General features: G+C 33.4%; 13 protein-coding genes. 11 read left to right on the forward strand and 2 right to left on the reverse strand.

The window, feature by feature from the left end; all coding sequences use genetic code 11:
• The first annotated feature begins 24 nt into the window (after window positions 1-24).
• Genes rbfA through EDD66_RS05245 form a run of 4 tightly spaced genes read left to right on the forward strand, consistent with a single transcriptional unit; the run spans window position 25 to window position 3355 of the window.
• The gene (rbfA, locus tag EDD66_RS05230; protein ID WP_123608499.1) at window positions 25-423 is read left to right on the forward strand and encodes a 30S ribosome-binding factor RbfA; all 399 of its coding nucleotides are present in this window, start codon (window positions 25-27) and stop codon (window positions 421-423) included.
• Between the two features lie 30 nt (window positions 424-453).
• Complete coding sequence (locus EDD66_RS05235) at window positions 454-1449, forward strand: DHH family phosphoesterase (protein ID WP_123608500.1); 996 nt, start codon at window positions 454-456, stop codon at window positions 1447-1449.
• A 44-nt stretch (window positions 1450-1493) separates the two neighbouring features.
• Window positions 1494-2390, forward strand: coding sequence for a tRNA pseudouridine(55) synthase TruB (truB, locus tag EDD66_RS05240; RefSeq protein ID WP_123608501.1), 897 nt, complete (start codon window positions 1494-1496; stop codon window positions 2388-2390).
• A 41-nt stretch (window positions 2391-2431) separates the two neighbouring features.
• Window positions 2432-3355, forward strand: a complete 924-nt coding sequence (locus EDD66_RS05245; protein WP_123608502.1) for a bifunctional riboflavin kinase/FAD synthetase — start codon at window positions 2432-2434, stop codon at window positions 3353-3355.
• 17 nt (window positions 3356-3372) lie between these two features.
• Here EDD66_RS05245 and pdxR read toward each other — a convergent pair whose 3' ends face one another.
• Window positions 3373-4764, reverse strand: coding sequence for a MocR-like pyridoxine biosynthesis transcription factor PdxR (gene pdxR / locus EDD66_RS05250; RefSeq protein ID WP_123608503.1), 1392 nt, complete (start codon window positions 4762-4764; stop codon window positions 3373-3375).
• A 343-nt stretch (window positions 4765-5107) separates the two neighbouring features.
• Between pdxR and EDD66_RS18575 the strand changes: the two genes are divergently transcribed.
• The 3 genes from EDD66_RS18575 (at window position 5108) to EDD66_RS05265 (ending at window position 8647) form a co-directional block, all read left to right on the forward strand.
• A complete protein-coding gene (locus tag EDD66_RS18575) occupies window positions 5108-5995 on the forward strand; it encodes a CAP domain-containing protein (RefSeq protein WP_243115303.1) in 888 nt (295 codons plus the stop codon).
• Window positions 5996-6320: 325 nt separating this feature from the next.
• Entirely contained in the window at window positions 6321-7058 is a 738-nt protein-coding gene (locus tag EDD66_RS05260) for an ABC transporter ATP-binding protein (protein WP_123608504.1), read from the forward strand.
• Complete coding sequence (locus tag EDD66_RS05265) at window positions 7058-8647, forward strand: putative ABC exporter domain-containing protein (protein WP_123608505.1); 1590 nt, start codon at window positions 7058-7060, stop codon at window positions 8645-8647. The genes EDD66_RS05260 and EDD66_RS05265 overlap by 1 nt, the downstream gene beginning before the upstream one ends.
• Here the strand turns inward: EDD66_RS05265 and EDD66_RS05270 are convergent.
• Window positions 8644-9570, reverse strand: coding sequence for a DMT family transporter (locus EDD66_RS05270; RefSeq protein ID WP_123608506.1), 927 nt, complete (start codon window positions 9568-9570; stop codon window positions 8644-8646). The two genes, EDD66_RS05265 and EDD66_RS05270, sit on opposite strands and share 4 nt — an antisense overlap.
• 193 nt (window positions 9571-9763) lie before the next feature.
• Here EDD66_RS05270 and EDD66_RS05275 point away from each other — a divergent pair, with 193 nt between their 5' ends.
• The 4 genes from EDD66_RS05275 to EDD66_RS05290 form a co-directional block, all read left to right on the forward strand.
• Entirely contained in the window at window positions 9764-10666 is a 903-nt protein-coding gene (locus EDD66_RS05275) for a LysR family transcriptional regulator (protein WP_123608507.1), read from the forward strand.
• Between the two features lie 130 nt (window positions 10667-10796).
• On the forward strand, window positions 10797-11927 hold the full coding sequence (locus EDD66_RS05280) for a trans-sulfuration enzyme family protein (RefSeq protein WP_123608508.1): 1131 nt from the start codon (window positions 10797-10799) through the stop codon (window positions 11925-11927).
• Window positions 11928-12066: 139 nt separating this feature from the next.
• Window positions 12067-12333 carry a 30S ribosomal protein S15 gene (gene rpsO, locus EDD66_RS05285; RefSeq protein ID WP_123608509.1) on the forward strand — a complete coding sequence of 89 codons (267 nt, stop codon included), beginning with the start codon at window positions 12067-12069 and terminating at the stop codon, window positions 12331-12333.
• 101 nt (window positions 12334-12434) lie between these two features.
• Window positions 12435-13555: transposase (locus tag EDD66_RS05290; RefSeq protein WP_123608510.1), on the forward strand; the 1121-nt coding region annotated here is incomplete at its 3' end.

Raw genomic sequence — 13555 nt, forward strand, 5'->3', positions numbered from 1 at the left:
CAGGCAAAGGATGTGTGTTAATATATGAGAAAGAATAGTATTAAGAATACCAGGGTAAATGGAGAAGTCCAAAAAGAGCTAAGCAGTTTGATCAGCAGAGAAATCAAAGATCCCAGAATTAACCCTATGACAACAGTGGTAGCTGTGGAAGTGGCACCGGATTTAAAACATGCGAAAGTATATATTAGTGTACTTGGAGATGAGGAATCTAAAAAATCAACTTATGAAGGTTTAAGAAGTGCTGCTCCATTTATGAGAAGAGAGTTAGCAAGAAGGATAAATTTAAGAAATACACCTGAATTAACATTTGTAATGGATCAGTCCATAGAATATGGTGTTAATATGTCTAAGCTGATCAATGATGTAAATCAAAAGAATGACGAGGATTTAGATACAACAGAAGAAGACTCAGGGGAAGAATAAAATATACAAAAGTAAAGGAGGGGGAATGCTATGGATAATATATTAGAAACAGTTGTAAATAGCAAAAAGATAGGTATTGCAGGGCATGTCAGACCGGATGGGGATTGTGTAGGATCTTGTATTGCGCTTTATAATTATCTGACTACTCATTGTAAAGGTAAAGAAGTAACCGTTTACCTTGAAAAGATACCTGATACTTTTATGTTTCTTAAAAATATTGATAAGATTAAAACAACATATGATGATAATGAGATTTATGATACCTTTATATCGTTGGACTGTGGATCTTTAGACCGTTTGGGCCCTGCAGAAAGATATTTTACAGAAGCAAAAATGAATATTAATATAGATCATCATATCAGTAACACCTTCTTTGCTAAGGAAAATCATGTTCTACCTGATTCAAGCTCTACCTGCGAAGTTTTATATGGAATATTTGAGAATGAGAAAATAGATGAAGCGGTTGCAGAAGCGTTATATATGGGAATTGCCCATGATACGGGTGTATTTAAACATTCTAACACAACAAAACATACTATGATGGTAGCAGGCAGCCTCATGGAAAAAGGAATACCATTTTCAAAACTGATTGATGAAACTTTTTATCAAAAAACATATGTACAGAATCAGGTACTTGGCAGATGTTTATTAGAAAGTATCTTAGTATTAGACGGACGATGTATTGTATCCACTGTTAGTAAAAAAGTAATTGATTTTTACGGCGCAAAATCCGAAGATTTAGATGGAGTAATTGATCAGCTGCGAATTACAAAAGGAGTGGAAGCTGCTGTGTTTGCTTATGAGGTTGATAAAGACATATATAAAGTAAGCATGCGATCCAATGGACTGGTTAATGTAAGTAAGATTGCCACCTACTTTAATGGGGGTGGACATATAAGAGCAGCAGGCTGTACTATGATGGGAAATGTATACGATGTTATTAATAATATAACCCATCATATTGAAGCACAATTAGAATATAACCGGGTCCACAATGATAATTCAGAAACTAATTTAGAATCATAATATAAATTTTAAATCAATCATTTAAAGAAAAAGGAGAGGTAACCTTGATAAACGGTATCATTAATATATATAAAGAAAAGGGTTATACCTCTCATGATGTAGTGGCAAAGCTTAGAGGTATCTTAAAACAAAAAAAAATTGGACACACTGGTACACTTGATCCGGATGCAGAAGGTGTACTGCCAGTTTGTTTAGGTAAGGCAACAAAACTTTGCGATCTTTTAACAGATAAAGATAAAACGTATGAAACTGTTTTAAAATTAGGAATTACTACTGACAGCCAGGATACAACAGGAAAAATCCTTAAGGAGCAAAGAGTTACTTCATCCAAGGAAGAGATCAAAGAGGTCATTCTTGGGTTTATTGGAGACTATGAACAAATACCTCCAATGTTTTCAGCACTGAAAGTGAACGGGAAGAAACTTTATGAACTGGCCAGAGAAGGAATTGAAATTGAACGTAAGGCTAGAAACGTTCATATTCATCATATTGAAATCGTACGAATTGATGAAGATGAAATAAAAATGGTCGTATCATGTTCAAAAGGAACTTATATCAGGACTCTCTGTCATGATATTGGAGAAAAACTTGGCTGTGGTGGCTGTATGAAAAATTTAGTTCGTACAAAAGTCAGTAGATTTGTTATTGAAGACAGTTTGAAATTATCTGATGTAGAAAAATTACGAGATGGGGATAAGTTGGGGCCACATATCATAAAAATTGAAGATATGTTCTTAGATTACTCTAAGGTCATGGTATCAGAAGAGTATACCAAGTTTATTTATAATGGAAATAAAATCAATAAGGATATGTTACTTAATAATAACCTTTCTAATACAACGAAACAAATTAGAGTTTATGATTGTCTTGAACAATTTATAGGCTTATATGAGCTCATGGATGATGGTAATATTTATAAACCTGTTAAAATGTTTCTGTGATCAAGTGAAATTCAATTCAGATATGGTTTAGGAGTACAAAAATGGAATATATTGCAGGAAATACGGATTTTAGGCTACATAACAGTGCAGTATCTTTAGGTAAATTTGATGGCTTGCATATTGGGCATCAGTTATTAATTGATAAAACAATCTCATTAAAGCAGGAAGGGTATTCTTCTGTTGTTTTTAGTTTTTTATATAATCCGAGAAATCTTTTTTCAGAGATAGATATGAAATTTATCTATACGGAAGAAGAGAAAAAGAGAAAGCTGAAAGAAAAAGGACTTGATGTATTCATATCTTATCCATTTTCTAAAGAGACAGCAAGCATGGAACCAGAGAAATTTGTAAAAGAAGTCCTGGTAGATCGTATCGATGCGAAAGTAATTGTTGTTGGAAGTGATTACTGCTTTGGACGAAACCGTGAAGGTAACGTAGATATGCTAAGGGAATTATCAAAACAATATGGTTACAGATTAGTTATATATGATAAATTAAAGTTAAAGGACACTATTGTAAGCAGCACACTTATCCGGGATGAGTTAGAAAAGGGTAATATTGAACTTGTCAATCAAATGCTTGGAACGCCATATTCAATTATAGGCGAGGTAATGCATGGAAGAAAGATTGGAAGAACTCTTGGCATGCCAACTACAAATCTGATACCTGATGACAATAAACTGTTACCACCTAATGGTGTATATGCATCAAAAGTCATTATTGATGGAATCAGTTATGACAGCGTTACCAGCATTGGATATAAACCCAGTGTAGGCAAAGAAACGAAAAAGGGAGTAGAAACTTTTATCTTTGACTTTGATGATGATTTATATGGAAAAATCATTGAAGTAAGATTATATGGATTTGAAAGAGAAGAAGTTAAATTTAATTCCCTAGAGGAGCTATCCGATCAAATGCATAGAGACATTCAGTGGGCAAAAGAATTCTTAAAAGAATATAGGTAAAAAAAGTTCTGATGATTTTACATCAGAACTTTTTTTAATAGTTGAATTCCATCTGTTATTTCTGACTCTGACATATTAGCATAACCAAGTAAAATCGTTGGTACATAAGACTCTCCAGGATCCCTGATATAATAATCTTTCAAACCGTAAAGTTTAATATTATTCTTTTTCCCAATTTCTACTATTTCAGACTCGGTATAGTTCAAATGCATTTTTATTACAAGATGAAGTCCTGCATTCTCTCCTAAAATTTGGACCTTATCTTCAAATATTTTTAAAGAATTAATAATCAAATCATGTTTATTCTTATATATTTTTCTCATTTTATTTAAATGTCTTTCAAAATACCCATCTTCAATAAAAGCTGTCAAGATACTTTGATCGACCCTTGAAACAGTGGAAGAGTAATAACTGTATTGTTTTTGATAAACTTTTAATAGATCATTAGGCAATACCATATATGCGATACGAATTCCAGGGGCTATTGCCCGTGAAAACGTTCCAAGATAGATTACTTTGTTGTGGGGATCCAAACCTTGAAGAGCAGGAATTGGCTTCCCTTTATAGCGGAATTCACTATCATGATCATCTTCAATGATATAGCGTTTTTCAGAAGAGGCTGCCCAATTTAGTAATTCAAGCCTTCTTTTAATTGGCATCACGATACCAATGGGATATTGATGGGATGGGGTTACATAAGCTACATTAATATCTAAATTAGATAACTCGTGTATACTTATACCACTGGAATCCAGTTCAATGGGTGTCACTGGATAATTTAAACCAGTGAATATTTTGTATGCTTTTTTGTAAGAAGGGTTCTCCATTGCTATCTTGCTATTGTCAGGCAATAACTGCAATAGCAGTTGCAGAAGATAGTCAATACCAGCACCCACGATAATTTGTTCTCTCGTACAGTTTACATTCCTCGATTCATGAAGATATTTCCCAATGGCAGCACGAAGCTGGTCATCTCCCTGACCCAGTCCTTGTAGAAAGATATCGTTATTATCCAAAAGAACATTTTTAGATAATTTCCTCCAGGTATTATAAGGAAAACTATTAATATCAATTGCAAAAGGTGAGAAATCGTATTTATATTTTTCCTTTTTTTCACTGGTTACGAATTTACTAATTTTTTTATGAGACGTATATGGAATAAATTCTGTCACTTCATTTACAAAATATCCTTTTTTCTCTTTGGATTCAATATATCCTTCCGATGATAACTGTCCATATGCCATATCGATGGTATTACGGCTTACTTGAAGATGAGCCGCCAGGCTTCTTGTAGAAGGAAGTTTTTCGCCGTAAGCGAGTGCCCCTATCTTTATTTCATTTTTGATATACTGATATATTTGCTCATATAAAGGCGTTTCCGATTTACTATTAAGATGTATGGTAAACATAAAAACACTCCTTCCGGTATTTTTTCTGAAAGTTTTTCCGACTCTAAATTTTAAATAATTATTAACAATATTACAGAATTATATCATAAAGATCAACAATTCACAAGAATTCCGCAAATAAATGTTCATAGAAAATTAACATATATTCTCCAGAATTTCCAAAAATTCGACATTGTAATAAATTTACTCCTCTTATATACTAAGGTCAACAAGGAAACTTGTTCCCACGAAAGATAACCAAAGTTTACGTAATTGTGTCACGGATAAAGGTCTAGACCACCTTCTTACTTAAGTAATCGAAACTTACTCATTGAATTGTATGAAAGAGAAGAGGTAAAATACAATGAAGAAATTAACAGGTAAAACGGGAAACTCATTTAACGGGAAAAAACTTTTAATCGGTGCAATGGCAACAGTATTAGTAGCAACGTCTGCGGTAGGCGTAAGCGTATACTCAGAGACCGGTACCACTACAGCATCTGCAGCAACAGTGAAATTAAGTAATTGTAACACTACTTCAGGAAGTAAGCAAGCTACAGTGAATAAAATTACTTCTGCAAGTGATATTGACAGTATTTTAAAACAATATGGAATCAATGGCAATACGAAGACTATAGCAAAAAAATGCCCAACTATAAAAAGTGCAGCTGTAAAAAGTGCGACTACAAAAAAGATAGCTAAAAAATGTGCAACTAAAAAAAGCACAGCTAAAAAAAGCACAGCTAAAAAAAGTAAAGCTAAGAAAAGTGCAGCTAAAAAAAGCACGGCTAAAAAAAATACAGCTAAAAAGAGTACAACAAAGCCAAGTACAACAAAACCAAGTACAAGCACACCATCTACAACAAATGGTGATTATAATGCAAACTATGCAAATGAAGTCTTAACACTTGTAAATCAAGAAAGAAGTAAAGCCGGATTATCTCCATTAAAAATGAATACAGCAGCATCAAATGCAGCAAAAGTCAGAGCAAAAGAGATTGTAAGTAAATTCGATCATACTCGTCCAAATGGTCAGTCTCCATTCACTGCATTAGATGCAGCAGGGGTATCCTATAGAACAGCCGGAGAGAATATTGCCTACGGACAACAGACTCCAAGTGCAGTTATGAATGGTTGGATGAATTCTTCAGGTCATAGAGCAAATATATTAAAGAGCAGTTTTAAAGAAATAGGTATTGGCGCTTATTATCAAAATGGTAAATATTATTGGGTTCAATTATTTATCGGATAAGCTTGTCAGATTATTAAAGTTAACATCTGGATCTTTAAGTAAGAAATTATTAAGTTAGTAATTATAAGTAAATAATAATCTTTAAGTAAGAAACTAAAAAAGGTATCCGAGAATAAGTGATTAAATTCACTGTTTGGGATACCTTTTTTATGTGCATTTGCAATCTACTTTCTCCATGGATGAACTATAATTAAAATTAGATTAAGATCCTTGGATTATATTGACATTGAATCTATTAAGTTTATAATAAGAAGCAACTGGTCAACATATAATTACTGGTATTTTAATATTAATATGAATTCTAAATAAGCGGGGAGATATAAATATGATTACGATTAATAACTTAACAAAAAGATATGGAACATTTCTGGCCAATGACGGAGTAAATCTGGAAGTGAAACCCGGAGAAGTTTCTATCTTACTTGGACCTAATGGAGCAGGAAAATCTACTTTAATAAAATGTATCGCTGGATTGTTAAAACATCAAGGAGAGATATTAATATGTGGTCAAAAGAACAAAAGTATACTGGCAAAACAGTATCTGGGGTATATACCAGAGATGCCGGCCCTATATGATATGTTAACGATCTGGGAACATATGGAGTTTATTGGGAGAGCATATAAATTAAAAGACTGGGAATCCAGGGCAAATCAATTGTTTGAACGATTGGAACTGGATGATAAAAAAAATAAACTTGGAAGTGAATTATCGAAAGGTATGCAGCAAAAAGTCAGTTTGTGCTGTGGACTGCTGCCAAATCCCAAAGTACTTTTATTTGATGAACCATTGGTTGGTCTCGATCCTCATGCAATTAAAGAATTAAAAAACCTCATTATAGAATACCGAAATGAAGGAACTGCAATTTTACTAAGCACTCATATGTTAGATAGTGTAGCTGAATTTTGGGACAGTACTAATATTATGATGCAAGGAAAGATTGTAGCTTATAGAACCAGAGCAGAAATTGAATCCACAGGAGAAAACCTGGAAGAATTATTCTTTAGTATTACTGAAAAATCCAAGAATCCTACAGATTCAAAAGAGGCAGGTGTGAATGCATAATGAGAGGATTAATTTATCTATTATTGACCATTATGAAGAATAGATTGCTATCTCTTAAGAAAAAGCCGGCTATATTGGTAATCTATATCTTATGTGCTCTCAGTATCATTGGAATGTTGATAGCTTCAACCTTTATGCCGGCAGATACTACAACATTACCGAATTTGGCTGACATCAGAATCTTATATGGGGTTGTCGCAGGAATTGGATTAATCTTTGGATATACCTTTGTTAATACGGGATTATCCACAGGTGGAACTTTATTCACTATGTCGGATGTAAGTTTGTTATTTGTTTCCCCTGTTTCCCCCATACGCATATTGATTTATGGATTAATAAAGCAACTTGGCACTACTTTTTTAACTTCCATTTTTATTCTCTTTCAATATGTAAACCTTAAAAAAAGTTTTAATATTAGCGGAACAGGAATGTTATTTATATTCTTCATATATGGCATCATGATCTTTTTCGGACAATTGTTATCTATTGCCGTATATGTATATACCAATGGAAATTCTAAGAAGAAAACAATAATAAGAAGTATAGTATATCTTATTTTTATTGGAATCGCATTTTTTGTATATCAAAACTATCGGCTAAATGGAGATATTTTAGAAAGCCTTTTAGATACAGCAGACTCTAAATTATTTCAAATGGTACCTCTTGCAGGGTGGGCTGCTATGTTCATCAAGGCGTATATAGAGAAAGATTTATTGTTCTTGATCATCGGATTAGGGTTATTTATTCTTGCAAGTATACTTATAATTTTAATGATTACTGCGGGAGAGGCGGATTACTATGAAGATGTATTACTTTCAACAGAAATCAATTATAATAAGCTGCAGGCGGCAAAAGAAGGTAAAATTACTAAAACTAAGAAAAAGATAAAATTACGTAAGAATGAATTGGGAATTCAAAAAGGAAATGGTGCTAATGTTCTTTTTTATAAACACCTGCTTGAAGCAAAGAGATCCAGCAGATTAATATTTGTGGACAGTTATACCATAATGGTAACCCTTGGGGCCGGAGCCTTAAGTTATTTTGTAAATACAGATTTTGTTGGATATATTATTCTTGGAACTTTAGTGTATATTTTATTTTTCTTTACTATAATGGGGAAATTAACCATTGAATTAACAAAGCCTTTTATATACATGATACCGGATAAATCTATTAAAAAATTACTTGCAGCATCTTTAACCAATATAATCAAACCTTATATTGACGGATTGATTATATTTGGAGTAGTAGGTCTGATTACCGGAACTTCACCATTATTAAATATATTTTTTGCATTGGCTTATGGAAGTTCAGCAATGCTATTCATTAGTTTTACAATTCTTTCCCAAAGATTTTTAGGCGGGCAGCTAAATAAAGTAGTGTTATTTATGTTTGGAATGGGCTTATTAATGTTAATCATATCCCCAGGGATCATTGCCAGCATTGTGGCTGTTTCATTGCTTCCAGAAAGCTTTCTGTTCTTAGGTACATTGCCATATACTTTGTGGTGCTTATTTATCAGTGGAGTTGCTTTCTTAATCTGTGGCAACTTATTAGATCAGACAGAACTTTCAGATAAGCCCATTTAAGTTTCATTGGATTCAAAATCTTTGGCATTTCCCAATCGAATGAAACGCAGCTTCTTAAAATCAATACCAATATCAGATATTATAATTGCAAGAAAAATCAATCCAAATCCTAAAATCATCCTTCCATTAATTGTTTCACCCAATAAGATCACAGAAAACAGAACTCCGAATAATGATTCTGTGGAAAGCAGTAAAGAGGAAGTGGATGGTGAGGTATGGGATTGGCCGATCATCTGGAATAGGAAGGCTAACATAGTACATCCAATCCCCAGATATAAAATCCCCTGGATGGAACTGGCCTGAAATCCCATGATAGGGAAAGGTTCAAAAATAACAGCAAAAATCCAGGAAAATATTCCTGCAGAAATAATCTGCATAATATTCAATATGACCGGATCTTGACCTTTTTTCATGTAAATATCTGAAACAACCATGTGAAGGGCATAAAAGATTGCGCACATTAAGGTAAGAAGGTCTCCCAGGTTCATGGAAAGGCTGCTGTCTAAGGATAATAGTCCAATTCCTGTAATGCATGGTATGGTTGCCATAAAGCTGCTAATACCAGGGCGAATTTTTTTGATTGCCCAGTCCAGAAGTGGAACTAAGACAACGTAGGCTGCAGTTAAAAAAGCATTCTTACCTACAGTGGTGTATTCCAGTGCTTTGATTTGCAATGTAAATGCAATGAATAAAAAACCACCTAAGAGCAAACCGCTTTTTATATTTTCAATACGGATCTTTCGAAGCTTTTTATGAAAAATGAAACACATTCCTAAAGCACCAATGGAAAAACGAAATGCCAACAGGTAAAGAAATGTCATATAATCAAGGGAATTCTTTACTACAATAAAGCCTAATCCCCAGATAATAGCAGTAAATAATAATAAGAAACTATAAAATAAATTTTTATTTTTAACTTTCATCTTAAACTCCTTCTTTAAATCACATAATCATAACTATAAAACGAATTATGAAATAAATCAATAGTAAATCGTGTATACAAACGGTTTTCATCAGATGTTGGTGTTGACATATCCATCTATTGACTCTATGATAAAGTTAAACTTAGTCATCAGATAAATGAAGAGAATTGATTTTAGGAGGCATAAAGGTTAGATGACCATACAACAATGTAAATATACGATAGCAACTTCTGAATACGGAACTTTTAGAGAGGCAGCCAATCATCTGTTTTTGGCACAGTCGAGCCTTTCGGCTTCCATCAAAGAACTTGAAAAAGAATTAGGAATTACAATATTTGAGCGTTCTAAAAAAGGAATCCGTATTACTGTGGAGGGTGCCGAGTTTTTAGAATATGCAAAACAGATTGTTGCTCAGGCAGATTTAATTGAAAACAGATACCATGGAAACACATCAAATGTAAATCGATTCTCCGTATCAAGCCAGCATTATGATTTTGCTTCCGAAGCTTTTGCAAGGCTGATGAAAGAGAATCAGGAGAACGAATATGATTATCGTTTCAGAGAAACAAAAACCTATGAAGTAATTGAAAATGTGAAATCAATGGATAGTGAGATAGGGATACTTTATGTTAATGATTTTAATGAAAAAGTAATGTACCAGAATTTTGCTTTAAATAATTTAGAGTTTCATCCTCTCTTAAAATCCAGGCCCCATATTTTTATAAGTAAAAATCATCCGTTAGCAGGAAGAGAGATCGTCTTAATAGATGAGTTGAAGATATTTCCTTATATTACATTTGGACAAGATAAAAATAGTTCTATACAATTTGCAGAAGAAGTATATAATTTTACAGACAGTACCATGCAGATAAAAGTGGATGACCGTGCAACTTTATTAAATCTTTTGGTGGAAACAGATGGATACACTATCGGCTCCGGAGTGATTGGGTCAGATGTGGAGAAAAAAGAATTAACGTCGATTCCCATTAATTTAGACCAGATCTATACTATCGGCTGGATTTCTCATAAAGGGAGACAATTAAGTAAAGAGGGCAAGAGATACATTAATATACTCACTCATTTAATAAATAATTAATTGCAGGGAATACTCTTAAATATTCAAAAAACCGATTGAAGATAATCGGTTTTTTCTGTTATACTTCTTCTTTTATGTATGATAAAGTTGTATTACTACATAATAATAATGGAGTTTAGGAGTGATTCTTATGGATATAAATACATTATGTGTTCATAGTGGCAATAAAGACCATTCAAATGGGGCGGTTAGTATGCCAATTTATCAATCGGCTACTTTTTCCCATCTTGGAGTTGGAAAAAGTACGGGATATGATTATTCAAGACTAGCTAATCCAACACGTACAGAATTGGAAACAATTATAACAAAACTGGAATATGGATATGATGCCATGGCTTTTTCCACCGGAATGGCAGCTATTGTAGCTGTCATGGATATGTTTTCACCGGGGGATCATATTATTGCATCGGATGATCTCTATGGAGGCTCTTATCGTTTTTTTAATAATATATCGAATAAAAATGGTTTAAGATTTGATTTTGTGGATACTTCAAATGTGGATAATGTTAAAAAACATATATCCAAGGACACAAAAGCAATTTTTGTGGAAACGCCTAGTAATCCTATGATGCATGTATCAGATATTGGATTATTATCAGAGCTTGGAAAAGAGAACAACATATTAGTTATCGTAGATAACACTTTTCTAACTCCATATTTTATGAATCCAATTCATCTGGGAGCTAATATAGTAATTCATAGTGGGACAAAATATCTTGGTGGTCATAATGATACCTTGGCTGGTTTTATTATTGTAGACAGTGAAGAGCTGTCTGAAAAGTTAAGATTTATATATAAAACAGTGGGTGCCTGTTTGTCTCCTTTTGACAGCTGGTTATTAATCAGAGGAATTAAAACTCTGGCGATACGTATGGAGAAGCAGCAGGCGAATGCAAAAGTGATAGCAGAATGGTTAACAAAGCACCCTAAAATTAAAAACGTAAATTATATTGGTTTGGAAACTCATCCTGGTTTTGATATTTCTAAAAAACAGGGAAGAGGTTTTGGAGCTATGATTTCATTTGAAACGGATTTGGAAGAAACAGCAGTTAAATTATTAGAAAATGTTCAAATAATTTTATATGCGGAAAGTTTAGGAGGGGTAGAAACCTTAATTACTTATCCAATGTTGCAAACTCATGCAGATGTTCCACAGGAGGAACGTGAAAAACTGGGCATAAATGAAAAATTCCTGCGTTTATCTGTAGGAATCGAAGATTATGAAGATTTGATTTATGATTTAGAAACTGCATTAAAATAAAAATATGTTTACAGTTCAACGGTAGTATGTTATTATATATCAGTACGAAATTTGTAACAATATAAAACCAATGCTAGGATACAGGACAACTCCGACCTTACTCTTTGCATCTGGTGATAAAAATCTAGGAGGATTTATTATGATTAGTAAAGAAAAGAAACAAGAAATTATCAAAGCTTATGGAAGAACTCCTGAAGATACAGGTTCTCCAGAAGTACAAATCGCTTTATTAACTGAGAGAATTACTGAGTTAACAGAGCATTTAAAAGAGAATAAAAAAGATCATCATTCAAGAAGAGGTCTTCTTAAAATGGTTGGTCAAAGAAGAGGCTTACTTGAATATTTAAAGAAAAACAATATCGAAGGCTATCGTTCATTAATTGAACGCTTAGGATTAAGAAAGTAATTTCTTTATATTTTACGTAAAAAGGGGCTGTAAAAAAACTCCCCTAAAAGAAAAATCGCTGTAGGCATAGAGCTTACAGCGATTTTTTGATATAATTAGTTATGCGATTAACTAATAAATCTAAAATCAATTCTACACTAAGACAGTTAAAATTACCACTAGATTTAGAAAAAATAATTGATATTTCTGATCCAGTGTACACTTTTTGTGATGTGATGGACCATATAGACCTAACACCATATTTTACAGAGAAGGACTGTAAAACAGGTCGCCCAAGATGTGATGTTCAGAAATTGCTTAAAGTGATACTGTTTGCATTTATGGAACACGGAATCAGTTCATTAAGAACGATTGAAAAGTTGTGTCGGAATGACATCCGATACATGTATCTTCTTGATGGCATGAAAGCTCCGTCATTTGCCACATTCGGCAACTTTATTCGCAATGAACTTACAACTTCAATCGAGCAGATATTTAACGACATCAACAGTTTTATCTTTGAATCGGATCATGTTGACTTAAATCATACCTATATCGATGGAACTAAAATGGAGGCCAATGCAAATCGTTATACCTGGGTATGGAAAAAGTCATGTATCAAAAACCGTGATAAGATATTCGAAAAAATTTCATTCCTAATAGATGCAATGAATTCCGAAATACTTAATTTTCAGGGATTAAAGCTTGAAAAACGTGATGATTACGCCATTGATTATGTTGACTCACTACTCGAAAACTACCGCCATGCAACAAAGCTTGATACTTCAAAGTTTGTATCAGGAATTGGGCACAGGAAAAGCTTGCAACAGAAGCAGTATCAGGAACTACAAGGATATTTAGAACGATTGAAAGCTTATGCAAAACACATCGGGATATGCGGGGATCGTCGAAACAGTTACGCGAAAACAGACCGTGATGCAACCTTTATGAGAGTAAAGCGTGATTATATGGGGAATGACCAGCTTCTTCCAGCCTATAACATGCAGGCAGCCATATGTGACGAATATATAGCGGTCATTGATGCCAAACCATATGCATCTGATATGGAGTGCTTTGTGCCATTAATGGAGAAATTTAAAGAAACATATGGTCATTATCCGAAATATCCTGTTGCAGATGCTGGATACGGTTCCTATAATAATTATCTTTATTGCGAGGAACATGGCATGGAGAAATTCATGAAATATACCATGTTTGAAAAAGAAACAAAGAATGAAAAATA

It is taken from the genome of Mobilisporobacter senegalensis, from assembly GCF_003752155.1.
GTDB lineage: Bacteria > Bacillota > Clostridia > Lachnospirales > Lachnospiraceae > Mobilisporobacter > Mobilisporobacter senegalensis.